This is a genomic window from Pseudomonas sp. PLMAX, assembly GCF_046042685.1.
GTDB classification, from domain to species: Bacteria; Pseudomonadota; Gammaproteobacteria; order Pseudomonadales; family Pseudomonadaceae; genus Aquipseudomonas; species Aquipseudomonas putida_AE.
Map to the genome: position 1 here is coordinate 6,540,764 of NZ_CP064949.1, position 16,363 is coordinate 6,557,126.

At 62.5% G+C, this 16,363-nt stretch carries 18 protein-coding genes; 5 read left to right on the plus strand and 13 right to left on the minus strand.

The genetic code is table 11. From position 1 onward, the window contains the following. Positions 1 to 13 precede the first annotated feature (13 nt). Positions 14 to 802 carry a YfaP family protein gene (locus tag DKB71_RS29815; protein ID WP_408599113.1) on the minus strand — a complete coding sequence of 263 codons (789 nt, stop codon included), beginning with the start codon at positions 800 to 802 and terminating at the stop codon, positions 14 to 16. A gap of 276 nt (positions 803 to 1,078) precedes the next feature. On the opposite strand from DKB71_RS29815, the gene DKB71_RS29820 reads away from it, so the two are divergent. The 5 genes from DKB71_RS29820 to DKB71_RS29840 all read left to right on the plus strand — a co-directional run bounded on the left by DKB71_RS29820 (position 1,079) and on the right by DKB71_RS29840 (position 7,442). Further along, positions 1,079 to 2,218: a Fic family protein gene (locus DKB71_RS29820; RefSeq protein WP_408599115.1), complete on the plus strand. Its 1,140-nt coding sequence runs from the start codon at positions 1,079 to 1,081 to the stop codon at positions 2,216 to 2,218. Positions 2,219 to 2,303: 85 nt separating this feature from the next. Continuing rightward, positions 2,304 to 2,546, plus strand: a complete 243-nt coding sequence (locus DKB71_RS29825) for an exodeoxyribonuclease VII small subunit (RefSeq protein ID WP_007894317.1) — start codon at positions 2,304 to 2,306, stop codon at positions 2,544 to 2,546. Continuing rightward, positions 2,543 to 3,430, plus strand: coding sequence for a (2E,6E)-farnesyl diphosphate synthase (gene ispA, locus DKB71_RS29830; protein ID WP_274074420.1), 888 nt, complete (start codon positions 2,543 to 2,545; stop codon positions 3,428 to 3,430). The genes DKB71_RS29825 and ispA overlap by 4 nt, the downstream gene beginning before the upstream one ends. 91 nt (positions 3,431 to 3,521) lie before the next feature. Then, positions 3,522 to 5,420 (plus strand): 1-deoxy-D-xylulose-5-phosphate synthase, encoded by a 1,899-nt coding sequence (gene dxs / locus DKB71_RS29835; protein WP_274074419.1) that lies wholly within the window; start codon positions 3,522 to 3,524, stop codon positions 5,418 to 5,420. A 138-nt stretch (positions 5,421 to 5,558) separates the two neighbouring features. Further along, entirely contained in the window at positions 5,559 to 7,442 is a 1,884-nt protein-coding gene (locus DKB71_RS29840; protein WP_408599118.1) for a TonB-dependent receptor domain-containing protein, read from the plus strand. A gap of 138 nt (positions 7,443 to 7,580) precedes the next feature. Here the strand turns inward: DKB71_RS29840 and DKB71_RS29845 are convergent, their stop codons facing one another. The 12 genes from DKB71_RS29845 to nrdR all read right to left on the minus strand — a co-directional run bounded on the left by DKB71_RS29845 (position 7,581) and on the right by nrdR (position 16,334). Continuing rightward, entirely contained in the window at positions 7,581 to 8,381 is an 801-nt protein-coding gene (locus tag DKB71_RS29845) for a cobalamin-binding protein (RefSeq protein WP_408599120.1), read from the minus strand. Next, a complete protein-coding gene (locus DKB71_RS29850) occupies positions 8,381 to 8,800 on the minus strand; it encodes an MFS transporter (protein ID WP_323607775.1) in 420 nt (139 codons plus the stop codon). Before DKB71_RS29850 ends, DKB71_RS29845 begins: the two co-directional genes overlap by 1 nt. Beyond that, a complete protein-coding gene (ribA, locus tag DKB71_RS29855) occupies positions 8,797 to 9,414 on the minus strand; it encodes a GTP cyclohydrolase II (protein ID WP_180204442.1) in 618 nt (205 codons plus the stop codon). The genes DKB71_RS29850 and ribA overlap by 4 nt, the downstream gene beginning before the upstream one ends. 180 nt (positions 9,415 to 9,594) lie before the next feature. Beyond that, positions 9,595 to 10,332 (minus strand): transporter substrate-binding domain-containing protein, encoded by a 738-nt coding sequence (locus tag DKB71_RS29860; RefSeq protein ID WP_323607774.1) that lies wholly within the window; start codon positions 10,330 to 10,332, stop codon positions 9,595 to 9,597. Between the two features lie 24 nt (positions 10,333 to 10,356). Next, positions 10,357 to 10,860, minus strand: a complete 504-nt coding sequence (locus DKB71_RS29865; protein ID WP_046815881.1) for a phosphatidylglycerophosphatase A — start codon at positions 10,858 to 10,860, stop codon at positions 10,357 to 10,359. Further along, complete coding sequence (gene thiL / locus DKB71_RS29870) at positions 10,857 to 11,822, minus strand: thiamine-phosphate kinase (protein ID WP_408599121.1); 966 nt, start codon at positions 11,820 to 11,822, stop codon at positions 10,857 to 10,859. The genes DKB71_RS29865 and thiL overlap by 4 nt, the downstream gene beginning before the upstream one ends. Positions 11,823 to 11,840: 18 nt before the next feature. Next, positions 11,841 to 12,341: a transcription antitermination factor NusB gene (gene nusB / locus DKB71_RS29875; RefSeq protein ID WP_008053839.1), complete on the minus strand. Its 501-nt coding sequence runs from the start codon at positions 12,339 to 12,341 to the stop codon at positions 11,841 to 11,843. Beyond that, positions 12,338 to 12,814 (minus strand): 6,7-dimethyl-8-ribityllumazine synthase, encoded by a 477-nt coding sequence (ribE, locus tag DKB71_RS29880; protein ID WP_003228649.1) that lies wholly within the window; start codon positions 12,812 to 12,814, stop codon positions 12,338 to 12,340. The genes nusB and ribE overlap by 4 nt, the downstream gene beginning before the upstream one ends. A 91-nt stretch (positions 12,815 to 12,905) precedes the next feature. Beyond that, positions 12,906 to 13,997 (minus strand): bifunctional 3,4-dihydroxy-2-butanone-4-phosphate synthase/GTP cyclohydrolase II, encoded by a 1,092-nt coding sequence (ribBA, locus tag DKB71_RS29885; protein ID WP_274074413.1) that lies wholly within the window; start codon positions 13,995 to 13,997, stop codon positions 12,906 to 12,908. A 32-nt stretch (positions 13,998 to 14,029) separates the two neighbouring features. Then, complete coding sequence (locus DKB71_RS29890; RefSeq protein WP_007906836.1) at positions 14,030 to 14,692, minus strand: riboflavin synthase; 663 nt, start codon at positions 14,690 to 14,692, stop codon at positions 14,030 to 14,032. A gap of 47 nt (positions 14,693 to 14,739) precedes the next feature. Next, positions 14,740 to 15,873: a bifunctional diaminohydroxyphosphoribosylaminopyrimidine deaminase/5-amino-6-(5-phosphoribosylamino)uracil reductase RibD gene (gene ribD / locus DKB71_RS29895; protein WP_408599122.1), complete on the minus strand. Its 1,134-nt coding sequence runs from the start codon at positions 15,871 to 15,873 to the stop codon at positions 14,740 to 14,742. Then, positions 15,870 to 16,334, minus strand: a complete 465-nt coding sequence (gene nrdR, locus DKB71_RS29900) for a transcriptional regulator NrdR (RefSeq protein WP_003228656.1) — start codon at positions 16,332 to 16,334, stop codon at positions 15,870 to 15,872. The genes ribD and nrdR overlap by 4 nt, the downstream gene beginning before the upstream one ends. Positions 16,335 to 16,363 lie beyond the last annotated feature (29 nt).

Consider the following 16,363-nt stretch of genomic DNA (forward strand, 5'->3'; position numbering starts at 1 on the left):
TGGAGCGGGATGCTTAATAGTTGAAAGTCTTGACCAGCAGCAGATCCCCGATCGCGCGCAGGGGCACGATGAAGGTTTCGCGTTTTTCGTCGACGGTGTTTTCGTTGAGCACCAGGTTGATCTGCGAGGTGATGACCTCGTTCCGGTTGCTGGTCTCATCGAAGTTATAGCCGCCGCTACCGAAGTTGCCCCAATAGTTGACGTAAACCAGATAGGTGCCATGCAGCGGCGCGGTCATGGTGAACATTTCCGGACCAGGGCCGTCGACGCCGTCCGGGTCCAGGCCACCGCCATTGCTCATGGCCGGGCGCGCCCAGAACGCATGCTGGCCGTCCGGGGTGACGATGTGCAGGTCGAGCTCGGCTTTCGGATCGTCCCAGCCCAGCACCACGCGAATCCGCGCCGGAGTGCGCAGGTTGTTGGCTTCATAGAACTGCACGCGCTTGAGCGACTGGCCTTCGGCACTGCGCACTTCGACGCTGTTGGAACCGGCCCCGAATGCATAGGGCCGGGCAAAACGCCCCTGATCGTCGGTGTACAGGTTCAAAGGATTGCCGTTGACCGCCAAGGTATGGGGCCCGCGCTGTGCGCCGATGGCCTTGAGCTGGCCCTGGATCATCGTGCGATTGCGCTGCACACCGCGATCGATGGGGGGCGTGGGATAGGCGACTTGCGGGTTTTCGGTACGGTCGAGCAAACCGTTGAAGCGCCAGCCGCCCACCGGCTCCGACAACTCGGCACTCGGCGCGGCCAGGGCGGGCGCACAGAACCAGCCGATCAGCAGCAAAAGAAATGAGCGCATGTGACGCCTCCTGCCATGCATGACGAAACCTTGCGCCTGATCCTCGGCGCGTTACAGATGCGGATGCTGCGTTTCGTCAGAAAGACCCAGACTCACGGGTCGTAGATGGCGCGAAGGTTAGACGCTCAGTCCGCGCCTAACAATCGGAGAACGCTGAAAATGAGGTGCGAATCACGCCGACGGCTGGACGGTGAGCCGAATAAAGATCATATTCGGCTCACTATATGAGCCGAATAGCCTTTCTAATCGGCTCACACCTTCAAGAGTAGCGAGTTCATGGCACCTTTCTGGATCTGGCAGCAGCCCGATTGGCCGAGTTTCACCTGGAACGCCGAACGACTGGCACCGTTGCTGCGCGAGTGCGTCCAGGCACAAGGTCGATTGACGGGCATGGTCAGTTCCGTGGGCAATTCGCTGAGTGCGCAGAGTGAACTGGATGCATTGCTGCAAAACATCGTCACCTCGTCCGCCATTGAAGGTGAGCAGTTGAATGTCGGCTCGGTGCGCTCTTCATTGGCGCGACGGCTGGGGCTGGAGCAACTTGATGGCAACCATGTCAGCCAGCGTAGCGAAGGCTTGGCGCAATTGATGCTCGATGCCACGCAGCATTTCGCTGAACCACTGACACTGGAACGATTGCTTGGGTGGCATGAGTGGTTGTTTCCTGATCAGGACACCGACCTCGCCACCCGCAGCATGCGGGTCGGCGCGTTGCGCGGCGATGATCCGATGCAAGTCGTGTCCGGTCGCCTCGACAGGCCGACCGTTCACTTCGAAGCGCCGCCGCGCCAGGGCCTCGAGCGCCAGGTCGATAGTTTCCTCGACTGGTTTGAAAGCAGCCGGAATCAGGCGGGGCTCGACCCGTTACTGCGGGCCGGGGTCGCACATTTCTGGTTCGTCACGCTTCACCCTTTTGATGACGGCAATGGCCGCCTGACTCGCGCCATCACCGACCTTGCACTGGCTCAGGGCGAGGCCCAGGCGATTCGCTTTTACGCCATGTCGGCGAGCATCCTCGAAGATCGCTCTGGCTATTACCGCGTATTGGAAAACAGTCAGAAAGCCACTCTGTACATCACTGAATGGCTGGAGTGGTTTCTCCAGACCTTGTTGCGCAGCCTGCAGCAGGCCATGGCGCGGATCGAGTCGGTGCTGGGCAAAGCCCGCTTCTGGCAGGCGCACCGGCAGTCCGGTTTGTCGGCCGAGCAGACCAAGGTACTGAATCGCTTGCTCGATGGCGGGGAGCGAGGGTTTGAGGACGGGATCAGCGCCGCGCAATATCAAGCGGTGGTGAAAGTATCCAAAGCGACCGCGACCCGCCATCTGGCTGAACTACTGGCGAAGGGCTGCCTGAATCGACTACCGGGTGGCGGACGCAGTACCCGGTATCAAATCAATTATCCTGAAACCCTGTAGGGGGCTTGCGGTGCCGGTGTATTTGCCCATAAACCCCCTATCTGCTAGTGTCGCGCCGGTTTAACGTCAACCGGAAATCGCCGCCATGGCCCGCAAAAAAGCTGCACTGGATTTCGAACAATCCCTCGCTGACCTGCAAACGCTGGTAGAGCGCCTGGAGAATGGCGAATTATCGCTGGAAGACTCGCTGACCGCTTTCGAGCAAGGCATCGGCCTGACCCGCGATTGCCAGGCGGCGCTGGCCCAGGCCGAGCAAAAAGTTCAGGTGCTGCTCGAGCGTGACGGCGAGTTGGCCGAGGAACCCTTCGACGCGGATCAACCAGAATGATTGAAGCGTATTCGGCGACCAGCCAGGCCCGCGTCAACGCCGCCATGGAAACCCTGTTCACCGCGCCGAGCCCTGAGCTGGCGCGACTGTACGAAGCCATGCGCTACAGCGTGATGAATGGCGGCAAGCGCGTGCGCCCGCTGCTGGCCTACGCCGCCTGCGAAGCCCTGGGCGGCAAGGCCGAGCAGGCCAACGGCGCGGCCTGCGCAGTGGAACTGATCCACGCCTATTCGCTGGTACACGACGATTTGCCGGCCATGGACGACGACGATCTGCGTCGTGGCCAGCCGACTACGCACAAAAAATTCGATGAAGCCTGCGCGATCCTCGCCGGCGATGGCTTGCAGAGCCTGGCGTTCAGCGCCCTGCTCGACCCGCGCCTGAGCAATGCCGACGCCGAGATCCGCCTGCAAATGGTCAGTGCGCTGGCCCTGGCGGCGGGTCCGGCGGGCATGGTCGGCGGCCAGGCCATCGACCTTGGCTCGGTCGGCCTGAAGCTCGATCAGCAGGCGCTCGAATACATGCACCGGCACAAGACCGGCGCGCTGATCGAAGTCAGCGTCAAGCTAGGCGCCCTGGCCAGCGGTCGCGCCGAGAAGGACGAACTCAAGTCCCTGCAGACTTATGCACAGGCCATCGGCCTGGCCTTCCAGGTCCAGGACGACATTCTCGACGTCGAAAGCGATACCGAAACTCTTGGCAAACGCCAGGGCGCCGACATTGCCCGCGACAAGCCAACCTACCCGGCCCTGCTCGGCCTCGACGCCGCCAAGGCCTATGCCCTGGAACTGCGCGATCAGGCGCTGCACGCGCTGCGACCGTTTGACGCGGCTGCCGAGCCCCTGCGCGACCTGGCCCGTTACATCGTCTCGCGCCGCAGCTGACGGCGTATCCGCCAAAAAAGACCAACGCGTGGGCAGGGGCCGATGCATCAGGTAAACTGCCGCATCTTTTATACCTATAACGATTCGCCTGATGCCCACGACGTTCCATGAGATTCCCCGCAAGCGCCCGACCACGCCCCTGCTCGACCGCGCGAACACGCCGGACGGCCTGCGCCGGTTAGGCGAAGCCGAGCTGGAAACCCTGGCCGATGAGTTGCGCCTGGAATTGCTCTACACGGTCGGCCAGACCGGTGGGCATTTCGGTGCAGGCCTGGGCGTCATCGAGCTGACCATCGCGCTGCATTACGTTTTCGACACCCCGGACGACCGGCTGGTGTGGGACGTAGGTCATCAGGCTTATCCACACAAGATCCTCACCGGTCGTCGCGAGCGCATGGGCACCCTGCGCCAGAAGGACGGTATTGCCGCCTTCCCGCGCCGTTCCGAGAGCGAGTACGACACCTTTGGCGTCGGCCATTCCAGTACTTCGATCAGTGCGGCCCTGGGCATGGCGATTGCCGCCCGCCTGCAGAACAGCGAGCGCAAGGCGATTGCCGTGATCGGCGACGGCGCACTGACGGCCGGCATGGCGTTCGAAGCGCTGAACCACGCGCCGGAAGTGGACGCCAACATGCTGGTGATCCTCAACGACAATGACATGTCGATCTCGCGCAACGTCGGCGGCTTGTCGAACTACCTGGCGAAGATCCTTTCCAGTCGCACCTATGCGAGCATGCGCGAGGGCAGCAAGAAAGTGCTGTCGCGCCTGCCGGGTGCCTGGGAAATCGCCCGTCGTACCGAAGAATACGCAAAAGGCATGCTGGTTCCCGGCACCCTGTTCGAAGAGCTGGGCTGGAACTACATCGGCCCGATCGACGGCCACGACCTGCCCACCCTGATCGCCACCCTGCGCAACATGCGCGATCTCAAGGGCCCGCAGTTCCTGCACATCGTCACCAAGAAAGGCAAAGGCTTCGCTCCGGCTGAAGTCGACCCGATCGGTTACCACGCCATCACCAAGCTCGAGCCTGTCGATGCGCCGGCCAACCCGCCGAAAAAAGCCAGCGGGCCGAAATACTCCGGCGTGTTCGGCGAATGGCTGTGCGACATGGCGGCTGCCGACCCGCGTCTGGTCGGGATCACCCCGGCGATGAAGGAAGGCTCGGACCTGGTGGCCTTCAGCGAGCGTTTCCCGCTGCGCTACTTCGACGTGGCGATTGCCGAACAACACGCCGTGACCCTGGCGGCCGGCATGGCCTGCGAAGGCGCCAAGCCTGTGGTGGCGATCTATTCGACCTTCCTGCAACGCGGTTACGACCAGTTGGTGCACGACGTCGCGGTGCAGAACCTCGACGTGCTGTTCGCCATCGATCGTGCCGGCCTGGTCGGCGAAGACGGCCCGACTCATGCGGGCAGCTTCGACCTGTCGTTCCTGCGGTGCATCCCCGGCATGCTGGTGATGACCCCGAGCGACGAAAACGAACTGCGCAAGATGCTCACCACCGGCCACCTGTACGAAGGCCCGGCGGCCGTGCGCTATCCGCGCGGCAATGGCCCGAATGCGACCATCGAGAAAGACCTCGAGCCGATCGAAATCGGCAAGGGTGTGGTTCGCCGTCGGGGCAGCAAGGTCGCCCTGCTGGTGTTCGGCGTACAGCTGGCCGAGGCGCTGAAAGTCGCCGAGACGCTGGACGCGACCGTGGTCGACATGCGTTTCGTCAAACCGCTGGATGAAGCACTGGTTCGCGAGATTGCCGGCAGCCATGAACTGCTGGTGACCGTCGAGGAAAACGCCATCATGGGCGGCGCCGGTGGTGCGGTCAGTGAGTTCCTCGCCCGCGAGAACATCCTCAAGTCAATGCTGCACCTGGGCTTGCCGGATGTTTACGTCGAGCACGCCAAGCCGGCGCAAATGCTGGCGGAGTGCGGGTTGGATGAGGCCGGTATCGAAGCATCGATCCGCGAACGCCTGCAATTGCTGAATATTTAAACGCAAGACCCTGTGGGAGCGGGCTTGCTCGCGAAAGCGGTGAATCTGTCGATAGAAATGTTGACTGACACACGGCCTTCGCGAGCAAGCCCGCTCCCACATTTGATTTGTGTACACCCAAGCACCAACGGATCACCGATGAAACTTTCCCCCCTCGCCCTGACGCTGACGCTTCTGCCGTCCGGACACCTGCTGGCTGACTCCTTCGAACGCGACCAGGCCCTGAAACTGCCCGACGTGCTGATCAGCGCCAACCGCCAGGTCCAGGCGCGCAACGACAGCAGCGCCGCCAACACGGTATTCACCCGCGAAGACATCGACCGACTGCAACCGAACAGCGTCACTGATCTGCTGCGCCGTGTACCGGGAGTGCAAGTGGCACAAACCGGCGGACGCGGCAGCTTGCCGGGGATCTACATCCGCGGCACGCAGTCGGCCCAGAGCCTGGTGCTGGTGGATGGCCAACGGATCGGCAACTCGTCCTCTGGCGACAGCAACCTGCAACACATCAACATCGAACAGGTCGAGCGCGTGGAAGTGCTGCGCGGCTCCCGTTCGGTGATCTACGGCAGCGATGCGATTGGCGGGGTGATCCAGATCTTCACCCGGCGTGGCAGCGAGCCCGGCCTGCAGCCACGCCTGCATGTCGGTTTTGGCAGCAACCAGACCTGGGAGCGCAGCCTCGGTTTGTCCGGTGGCGATGAGCAGACCCGCTTCAACCTCGGCGCCAGCCTCGATGAAACCGCCGGGATCGATCGCACCCATGAGTCGTATCCCAGCGACGGCGATCACGACGCATACCGCAACAAATCCCTGAGCCTGAGCCTGAGTCACGCCCTCAGCGACGACGTCGAGATCGGCGCCAACCTGCTGGATAACCGTGGCAAGAGCGAATATGACAATCCGTTCGGCCGCTTCGACCTGGACACTTTCGAGTCAGTCCAGCAGCAGCCCTACAACGAATTCGATGTGAGCAGTGTCAGCAGCTACGTCGACGCACGGGTCAACGACCTGTGGAAAACCCGCGTCGAATTCGGCCATAGCGAAAACCGCGAGAAGACGTTCGACAAGCTCAGCGATGAACGTAGCGTGTTCAACACCTACCGCGATTCGGTGAACTGGCAGAACGACCTGACACTCGACGAGCGCAACAGCCTGATCCTCGGCGGCGACTGGTACCAGGACCGGGTCAACAGCAGCACGCCGTTCGACGAGGACAGCCGCTGGAACCGCGCGGCCTTTATCCAGCATCGCTACCAGGCCGACAGCTTCTCCACCGAGCTGGGCCTGCGCCGCGACCAGAACCAGCAGTTCGGCGGCCATAACAGCTGGAGCGGTACCTTCACCCTGCCGCTGAACCCGGACAACGACGTGCTGCTGACCTACAGCGAAGGTTTCCGCGCTCCGACCTTCAACGACCTGTACTACCCGGACTTCAGCAACCCGGACCTGAAACCCGAGACCTCGAAAAGTTACGAGCTGCAATGGCGCAGCCAACTGACCGAGAACAGTCGCCTGGAGGCCTCGCTGTACCGCACGGACCTCGAAGACGCGATCATCTTCGGCAGCAACTCACGACCGGAAAACGTCGCCTCGGCGCGGATCAACGGCTTTGAAGCGGCGTTGAAACAGCAGTTGTTCGGCTGGCAGAGCAACCTTGGCGTGGCGATCATCGACCCGCGGGACCGCGACACCGGGCATACCCTGGCCCGTCGTGCCCGGCGTACGTTGAGCTGGGATCTGGACCGCCAGTTCGACCGCCTGGGCCTGGGCGCCAGCTGGCAAGCTGTGAGCAGCAGCTATGACGACCTGAACAATCAACAGCCATTGGGGGGTTATGGATTGTTGGGATTGCGCAGCAGTTGGGCGCTCAATCGTGAAGTCAGCCTGGAGCTGAAGGTCGATAACCTGCTGGACAAGGGATACAGCCGGGCGATGTACAGCCATGAAGGCAACCAGTACGGGTATCGCGAGGAGGGTCGGGCGTGGATGTTTGGGGTGACCTGGACGCCTGGGCTCTGATTTGAAGTTTTTGTTGGCCAGTCTGGCCTCTTCGCGAGCAAGCCCGCTCCCACACTTGACCTCTGTCGTACACAAAATCGGTGTCCACTGAAATCCAGTGTGGGAGCGGGCTTGCTCGCGAAGGGCCGCAACTCGGTCTCAGCGTTCGGGCGCTATCAACCGGCACAACTTGGCCGTAGCCTCAATCATCTGCCCACTCGGCCGCTCCAGGCCTTTATCCGTCACCAACCGCAATTGCCCCTGCCGCACCGCCGCCACCTGCGGCCACAGTTTCCACGCATCCAGCTGCGCCTGATCACCGGCCAGAATCGCCTCGGGATCGCGCTGCAGGACCGCTTCGACACTGACCTGCGGCGCCGGTAACGTCTGATCGCCGAACACGTTTCGCGCCCCGCACACTTCGAGCGCCGCGCTGATGATCTGGCCACCGCCAACGGTATAGAGCGGCCGGTCCCAGACCTGATAGAACACCCGCAACGGCTCTTCGCGCCTGTAGCGTTGACGCAGCTCAGCCAGCCGCTGACGCAAACCGCCAGCCAACGCAGCCCCACGCTCAGGCCGGCCAAGCTGCAAGGCAATCGCCTCGATCTGCGCGGTGAGCTGTTCGAAATCGTGCGGTTCGGCGACGTAGGTGGGGATGCCCAAGCGCTTGAGTTGTTCGCGCTGGGCCGGGCCGACACTGCCGGGCCAGAGCAGCAGCAAGTCGGGTTTGAGACTGAGCAGCCGCTCCATGTCCAGTTGGCCGTAGCGGCCCACGGAGGGCAGATCCTTGAGTTCGGCGGGACGCTCGCCGGCATCCAGCACGCCAACCAGTAAGTCGGCCGAACCCAGCTCAACGACAATTTCAGAGAGCGACGGCGCCAGGCTGACAACCCGTTCGACCGCGACTGCCGAGCCACTGGCGGCCAGCAGCAACACCGCCAGCCAGACAGGACGCATCAACCGAGCTGACGCGGAATACGGTAGAGGTAGAACAGCACGGCAGTCGACAGCGCCAGCAGCATCAGCGGCACCGCTTCGAGGCCGACGAACACCGCCAATGCACCGATCCACGCCGGCAGGCCTGCTGCCAGGAACGCCGTGCGCCGCTTGGCCGCCAGACTGATCCAGGCGCCAGGCTCTTCAGGGGTGTCGAGGGCTTTCTGGGTGGCGATCAGCGCATGTTTGTAGCCGCCAAAGAACTTCAGGCTGACAAACATCGAGGCGACACCAGCGATGAACAAGGGCATCGCCAGCACCGGCAGGATGGCCTCGCTCTGGCCGAACACGGCGTTGATCACGAACAGCGGCAACAAGGCCAACGCCAGGTATTGCCACCAGTTGACGGACAGTCGCCGCCGCACCTGGCCGCGGGTCACGCCCGGCCTACCTCGCCCTGATGTTCGTTGCCCATCATGTGGTCGAGTTTGCTGGCCTTGGTCGCCAGGTAGAGTTTGTTGTGCGGATTGTGCCCGGTGTGCAGCGGCACGCGCTCGGCGACCGCGATGCCCATGTCGGTCAAGGCTTTGACCTTGCGCGGGTTGTTGGTCATCAGGCGCAGGGATTTCACCCCCAGGTGCTCAAGCATCGGCAGGCACATGGCGTAGTCACGCTGGTCGGCGGCAAAGCCCAGGCGCTCGTTGGCTTCAACGGTGTCGGCACCGCCGTCCTGCAGCTCATAGGCGCGGATCTTGTTCAGCAGGCCAATGCCACGGCCTTCCTGACGCAAGTACAGCAACACGCCCCGACCTTCACGGGCGATGGCCTGCAGCGCGGCCTCAAGTTGCGAGCCGCAGTCGCAACGCTGGCTGAACAGGGCATCGCCGGTCAGGCATTCGGAGTGCAGCCGGCCGAGTACCGGGGCACCGTCGGCGATCTCACCCAGGCTCAGCACGACGTGCTCGCGGCCGGTGGCCTCATCGAGAAAGCCGTGCATGATGAATTGCGCAAAAGGCGTTGGCAGCTTGGAAGCGGCGACAAAAACGACAGGCACCGGTGTGCTCCTGATCTAAAAGTCTGAAGATTCGCAGGCCGGCATTGTAACAGCAGGTTCCAACCGACGCTTAGGCTGAATTATCGGCCATAACAATCAAAAAGTTTGATCTCTGTAGGAGCTGCCGCAGGCTGCGATCTTTGATTTTAAAAGATCGCAGCCTGCGGCAGCTCCTACAGGTTAGTTCTCATCGAACGGATAGGGTTGCTTCCAGCGCTCGAAGATCGGTTTGAGCTCACCGCTTTTCACCAACTGCGCCATGCGCTGGTCGAACAGTTCCATCAGGCTGCGGGCCGCCGGGGTCTTGGCAAAGCACAGGTACAACGGCAATTCGGCAATATGCGTGCGGCGGAACTGGGAAGGATCCTTCGCCCGACTGAGCACCCAATCGACTTCAGTTAGAGCATCTATGTAGAAGTCGGCGCGGTTCTGCGTCAGCATCGAAACGATGCCGGTACGCCGCAACACTTCATTGTAGCGGCGGATATTGGGCAGATAATCCTGAAAATCGTAGCCACGCACCCACGCCAGGCGGTAATTACCCAGGGTTTGCGGGGTCGGTTGCGGGCTGCTGGCCAAGCCCAGGGCATAGATATGGTCGGTATCGAAGTTCCAGCGCGGATAAAGCACGTCGCTGGATTCTTCATGGTAGGAGCCGACACAGGCGTCGACCTCACCGCGCTCGGCCAGCCCCATCGAGCGCACATAGGGTTCGCTGCGGATGTCCAGCTTGACCCCCGCTGGCTCGAAGACTTTGCGCAACACGTCCCAGCCCAGGCCGTGGCCGTCGGCAGCGGTATAGTCTTCCCAGTCTTCGCTGGCCAGATGAATCACCGATGGCGGGGTGGATGCCTCCTGCGCCTGGGCAAGTGCACCGAACACCATAAACACCATCGTTACCAACCAGCGTCGAGCCATCCCTAGTTCTCCCTAATTAATCCCTCAGGCGAAAATCCATACCAGCCCCTGCATCGCCAACCAGGCAAACACCCCGGCCAATACATCGTCGAGCATGATGCCGACGCCTCCATGCACATGCCGGTCAACCCAGTGAATCGGCCACGGCTTGAGGATATCGAAGAAGCGGAACACCAGGAACCCTGCCAACAGCCACTGCCAGCCTTCCGGCACCAGCCACAGGGTGATCCACATTCCGACCATCTCGTCCCAGACGATGCCTTCGTGGTCGTGTACCCGCAAATCATCGGCCACCTTGCCGCACAGCCAGAAGCCGAACAGCATGGTGATGCCCAGCATCAGCCAGTAACCCCAGTCGGGCAACATCTGCCATAACGGGATAAAGGGTAGCGCAACCAGCGATCCCCAGGTGCCTGGAGCCTTTGGCAAGGTGCCCGAGCCGAAACCGAACGCCAGGAAATGCCAGGGATTGCGCCAGACCGAGGGCGGTACGAATTCCGCCGGGACCTGTTTGGGATGATCTGTCACGGTGTCTCCCGAAAATGTTGATAGCCCCGGGTTTGCGGGGTGATGTCATGCCCATCGGTATCGATCAGCGTCACGCCCTGCCCCGCCACGATCCGCCCGATCACATGGATCGGCCAGCCGTCGGCCACCAGTGGCGGCAACTCGACGGACGGTATGGTGAAGACCAATACGTAATCGTCGCCACCACTCAGGGCTGCGTCCTGCGCGCCCGGCTGGCCGAGGAAGGCCACCAGTGCTTTGGACAGCGGCAAGCGATCCCGTTCGATCAGCACCCCGACTTTCGAAGCCAGGGCAATGTGTCCGCAATCGGCGAGCAAACCGTCGGAGATATCCATGGCTGAAGTGGCCTTGCCGCGCAACGCCTGCCCCAGGCCAAGCTGCGGTTGCGGCGACCAGTAATGCGCCAGCAGCGGCTCGGCGATGGCGGCTTCAGCGTCGCGCTCGCCGAGCACCAGCGGCAAGGCGCCAGCGGCATTGCCCAGTTCGCCGCCGACACACAGCAAGTCGCCGGGCCGTGCGCCACTGCGGGTCAAGGCCAGGCCACCCGGCACCCGACCGAACACGGTCATGGTCAGGCTCAACGGCCCGCGGGTGGTGTCGCCGCCCACCAGCGCCACGCCGCAGCTCTGCGCCATGAGGTTCAAACCACGGGCGTAGGCCTGCAGCCAATCGGCGGTCACCGTCGGCAAGGTCAGGGCAAGGGTAAAGGCAACGGGGATGGCGCCCATGGCGGCCAGGTCGCTGACCGCTACGGCCAGCGAGCGCTGACCGAGCAGAAACGGATCGCAGGGGTCGGCGAAATGCACACCGGCCACCAGCGTATCGGTAGAAATCGCCAACTGCTCCCCGGGAGGAACCGCCAGCAAGGCGCAGTCGTCGCCAATCCCCAGGGCAACGCCTTCGCCGCCCTGCGCACAAGGCGCGGCGGCGAAGAAATTGCGGATCAGCTCAAACTCACCCATTGCTGAATCAAGCGCCAATCAGCGCTTGAACGCCTTCACTTCAGCTTCCCGCAGACGTGGGGCCAGCTTGTCGAGCACACCGTTGACGAACTTGTGCCCATCGGTGGAACCGAAGACCTTGGCCAGTTCGATACCCTCGTTGATCACAACGCGGTACGGCACGTCGACACGCTTGAGCAGCTCCCAGGTGGACAGGCGCAGAACCGCCAGTTCAACCGGGTCCAGCTCTTCGATGGTCAAGTCCAGGCAAGGCGTGAGCGCCGTGTCGATTTCGGTCTTGAACTGCGGCACCCCGTGGAGGATCTCGCGGAAGTAGGCACCGTCGACATCGGTGAAATCGTTATCGACCCGGAACTGCGCTTCGATCTCGTTCAGCGACTGCTTGGCCATGTGCCATTGGTACAGCGCCTGGGTCGCGAGCTGACGGGCTTCGCGACGCTTGACGCTTTTCGATGGCTTGCCAGCATCCGCAGGTTTTGGATCGCGCGGGTTGAAACGATCGCTTTCGTCGCTAATCACTTGGCCTCCAACTGCGCCAGCAGGCTGACCATTTCCAGAGCGGACAGGGCAGCTTCGGCACCTTTGTTACCGGCCTTGGTGCCGGAACGTTCAATGGCTTGCTCGATGGAATCAACGGTCAGCACGCCGAAAGCGACCGGAACGCCGAACTCCATGGACACCTGGGCCAGGCCTTTGGTGCACTCGCCAGCCACGTATTCGAAGTGCGGAGTACCGCCACGAATGACCGCGCCCAGTGCGATGATTGCCGCGAACTCGCCCTTCTGAGCGACTTTCTGCGCAACCAGCGGGATTTCGAAGGCGCCAGGAGCGCGGATGATGGTGATGTCGCTTTCGCTTACGCCATGGCGAACCAGGGCATCAACAGCACCGCTGACCAGGCTTTCAACGACGAAGCTGTTGAAACGGCCTACTACCAAAGCATAGCGGCCTTTAGGGGCGATGAAGGTACCTTCGATGGTCTTCAGGGTCATTCGTTAGATCTCTTAAAGAGCCGGGACGCGTCTCGTACGCATCCCTCAGTGATATTTGAACCGCGAATACGGGGCCGGATACGACCGGTCATTATTCGGAGGGCACGTATTCTACAACTTCCAGATCGAAACCGGATATCGCATTAAATTTCATCGGTGCCGACATCAGGCGCATTTTACGAACGCCCAGGTCGCGCAGGATCTGCGAACCGGCACCCACGGTGCTGTAGGTGGTCGGTTTTTTCACCGCCGCGTGGTCGGCAGTTTCGCGGATATGCGCCAGCAACACGTCGCCATCGAGCGGGTGGCCGAGCAACAGCACCACGCCACTGCCGGCCTCGGCAACCGCGGACATGGCGGCGCGCAGGCTCCAGCGGCCCGGTTGCTTGACCATCAGCAGGTCGCGCAGCGGGTCCATGTTGTGCACGCGCACCAGGGTCGGTTCTTCGGCACACACGTTGCCCAGGGTCAGGGCCATGTGCACGTCGCCTTCCACGGAATCACGATAGGTCACCAGGTTGAATTGGCCCAGTTCGCTGTCCAGAGGCTGCTCGGCAATCCGCTGAACGGTACGTTCGTGGATCATCCGGTAGTGAATCAGGTCGGCGATGGTGCCGATCTTGATGTTGTGCTCGGCGGCAAAGGCTTCCAGCTCGGCGCGACGGGACATGGTGCCGTCGTCGTTCATCACTTCGCAGATCACCCCGCTCGGCTCGAAACCGGCCATGCGCGCCAGGTCGCATGCGGCTTCGGTGTGGCCGGCGCGGGCCAGGGTGCCGCCGGCCTGGGCCATCAGCGGGAAGATGTGGCCTGGGCTGACGATGTCTTCAGCCTTGGCATCACGGGCGGCAGCCGCTTGCACGGTGCGCGCACGGTCGGCGGCGGAGATGCCGGTGGTGACGCCGGTGGCTGCTTCGATCGAGACGGTGAACTTGGTGCCGAAGCCGGAGCCGTTGCGCGGCGCCATCAGCGGCAGCTTGAGCAGCTCGCAGCGCTCGCGGCTCATCGGCATGCAGATCAGGCCACGGGCGTGCTTGGCCATGAAGTTGATGTGTTCGGCCTGGCAGCACTCGGCGGCCATGATCAGGTCGCCTTCGTTCTCGCGGTCTTCGTCATCCATGAGGATGACCATCTTGCCTTGGCGGATGTCTTCAACCAGTTCTTCGATGCTATTGAGCGCCACAAGGCACCCCCCTTCTTTCGAAATTTTGAGCTTCAGGATTTGAGGTAGCCGTTGGCGGCCAGAAAGCTTTCGGTAATGTTACTGGAGGTTGGCTCTGCGGCCTTGTCGCCCAACAGCAGGCGCTCCAGATAACGCGCCAGCAAATCCACTTCCAGATTCACCCGGCGACCTGGCTGGTACGACGCCATGATGGTTTCGCTCAGGGTGTGCGGAATGATGGTCAGCAGGAACTCGGCGCCATCGACCGCGTTCACGGTCAGGCTGGTGCCGTCGACGGTGATCGAGCCTTTATGGGCGATGTACTTGGCCAGGTCCTTCGGCGCGCGGATGCGGAATTCCACGGCCCGCGCGTTCTCGGTACGGGCAACCACTTCGCCCACGCCGTCGACGTGACCGCTGACCAGATGACCGCCGAGGCGCGTGGTCGGGGTCAGGGCTTTTTCCAGATTGACCGGGCTGCCGCTTTTGAGGTCGTTCATGGCGGTGCAGTCGAGGGTTTCACGGCTGACGTCAGCCGCGAAGCCGTTGCCCGGCAGTTCAACCGCCGTCAGGCACACGCCGTTGACCGCGATGCTGTCGCCCAGCTTGACGTCGCTCAGGTCGAGCTTGCCGGTTTCGACGTGGACCCGCACATCTCCACCTTTAGGGGTCAATGCACGAATACTGCCGATGGATTCGATAATGCCGGTAAACATGGAGTCCTCCTCGAGAACAGGGCCAGCGCTATAACGATGGCCGGGAATTATACGCTGGCGACTGGCAAAGGAATGGCAGTGACCCGCCAGTCATCGCCAACCGCGCGAATTTCGGTGATTTTGAGCTCGGGCGCATCCTTCATTTGCGCGAGCGGCCAATCCAGCAACGGCCGCGCCGAAGAACCCAGGAACTTGCCGGCGATGAAAATCTGGAACTCGTCCACTAGACCGAGTTGGGCAAAGGCACCCGCCAGCCGTGGTCCGGCCTCGACCAACACTTCATTGACCTGACGGTTGGCGAGTTCGACCAGCAACTGACGAAGATCGACCTGCCCATCGTAACCCGGCACGATCAGGCACTCCGGGCCGTTGGCGTATTGTTCTTCCACTGCCACGCAGGTAGCGACCAGCGCGGGACCTGCCTTGAAGAATGGCGCATCCAGCGGCACCCGCAGACGGCCATCGACCAACACACGCAGCGGCGGTCGGCTCATGGCCAGTGCGGCCTGTTCGGTGTCCAGACCGAGTTCATCGGCGCGCACAGTCAAACGGGCGTTGTCCGCCAGCACCGTATCGGCGCCGGTCAGCACCACGCTGGCCTGAGCACGCAAACGTTGAACCGCCGAGCGCGCTGCCGGGCCGGTAATCCACTGGCTTTCGCCGCTTTCCATTGCCGTGCGACCGTCGAGGCTCATGGCCAGCTTGACCCGCACAAACGGCAAGCCATGCTCCATGCGCTTGAGGAAGCCCTGATTGAGCCGGCGCGCCTCGCCTTCCAGCACGCCGCTTTCGGTGACGATACCGGCCTGCTCCAGGCGCTGCAGACCACGACCGGCCACTTCCGGGTTCGGGTCCTGCATCGCCGCCACGACCCGCGCCACGCCGGCGTTGACCAACGCATCGGCGCACGGTGGCGTGCGCCCGTGGTGACTGCAGGGTTCGAGGGTCACGTAAGCGGTCGCGCCCCGGGCCAGCTCACCGGCGGCGCGCAGGGCGTGGACTTCGGCGTGGGGTTCGCCGGCGCGCTCGTGCCAGCCTTCGCCGACGATCTGCCCGCCGCGCACGATCACGCAGCCGACTCGCGGGTTGGGGTGGGTCGTGTAATGACCTTTGCGCGCCAGTTCCAAAGCACGGGCCATGTAATGGGCGTCGAGGACGGCAAGCTCTGCTGACGTGGTCATTCTTTCACCGGTTCCCGGGCCAGGCGATCGATCTCTTCGCGGAACTCGTTGAGGTCCTGGAAGCGGCGATACACCGAAGCGAAGCGGATGTAGGCGACTTCGTCGAGCTTTTGCAGCTCGGCCATCACCAGCTCACCGACCACGAGGGACTTGACCTCGCGCTCGCCGGTGGCGCGCAGTTTGTGTTTGATGTGCACCAGCGACGACTCGAGGCGCTCGACACTCACCGGGCGCTTTTCCAGCGCCCGCTGCATGCCGGCGCGGAGTTTTTCTTCGTCGAACGGCTGGCGACTGCCGTCGGTTTTGATCAGGCGCGGCAACACCAGTTCAGCGGTTTCGAACGTCGTGAAACGTTCGCCGCAGGCCAGGCATTCACGCCGGCGGCGCACCTGTTCGCCCTCGGCGACCAGACGCGAGTCGATGACCTTGGTGTCGTTGGCACCGCAGAAGGGACAGTGCATGGTGGCAGGCAACAAAAAAAGGGAGGGCC

Excerpts from the sequence above, each read along its gene's own strand:
- DKB71_RS29890 (WP_007906836.1), bottom strand. The coding sequence starts at position 14,692 with ATGTTTACCGGCATTATCGAATCCATCGGCAGTATTCGTGCATTGACC.
- DKB71_RS29860 (WP_323607774.1), bottom strand. The coding sequence starts at position 10,332 with ATGGCTCGACGCTGGTTGGTAACGATGGTGTTTATGGTGTTCGGTGCA.
- nrdR (WP_003228656.1), bottom strand. The coding sequence starts at position 16,334 with ATGCACTGTCCCTTCTGCGGTGCCAACGACACCAAGGTCATCGACTCG.
- DKB71_RS29845 (WP_408599120.1), bottom strand. The coding sequence starts at position 8,381 with ATGCGTCCTGTCTGGCTGGCGGTGTTGCTGCTGGCCGCCAGTGGCTCG.
- DKB71_RS29825 (WP_007894317.1), top strand. The coding sequence starts at position 2,304 with ATGGCCCGCAAAAAAGCTGCACTGGATTTCGAACAATCCCTCGCTGAC.
- ribE (WP_003228649.1), bottom strand. The coding sequence starts at position 12,814 with ATGACCCTGAAGACCATCGAAGGTACCTTCATCGCCCCTAAAGGCCGC.
- ribD (WP_408599122.1), bottom strand. The coding sequence starts at position 15,873 with ATGACCACGTCAGCAGAGCTTGCCGTCCTCGACGCCCATTACATGGCC.
- DKB71_RS29840 (WP_408599118.1), top strand. The coding sequence starts at position 5,559 with ATGAAACTTTCCCCCCTCGCCCTGACGCTGACGCTTCTGCCGTCCGGA.
- ispA (WP_274074420.1), top strand. The coding sequence starts at position 2,543 with ATGATTGAAGCGTATTCGGCGACCAGCCAGGCCCGCGTCAACGCCGCC.
- dxs (WP_274074419.1), top strand. The coding sequence starts at position 3,522 with ATGCCCACGACGTTCCATGAGATTCCCCGCAAGCGCCCGACCACGCCC.
- DKB71_RS29820 (WP_408599115.1), top strand. The coding sequence starts at position 1,079 with ATGGCACCTTTCTGGATCTGGCAGCAGCCCGATTGGCCGAGTTTCACC.
- DKB71_RS29815 (WP_408599113.1), bottom strand. The coding sequence starts at position 802 with ATGCGCTCATTTCTTTTGCTGCTGATCGGCTGGTTCTGTGCGCCCGCC.
- thiL (WP_408599121.1), bottom strand. The coding sequence starts at position 11,822 with ATGGGTGAGTTTGAGCTGATCCGCAATTTCTTCGCCGCCGCGCCTTGT.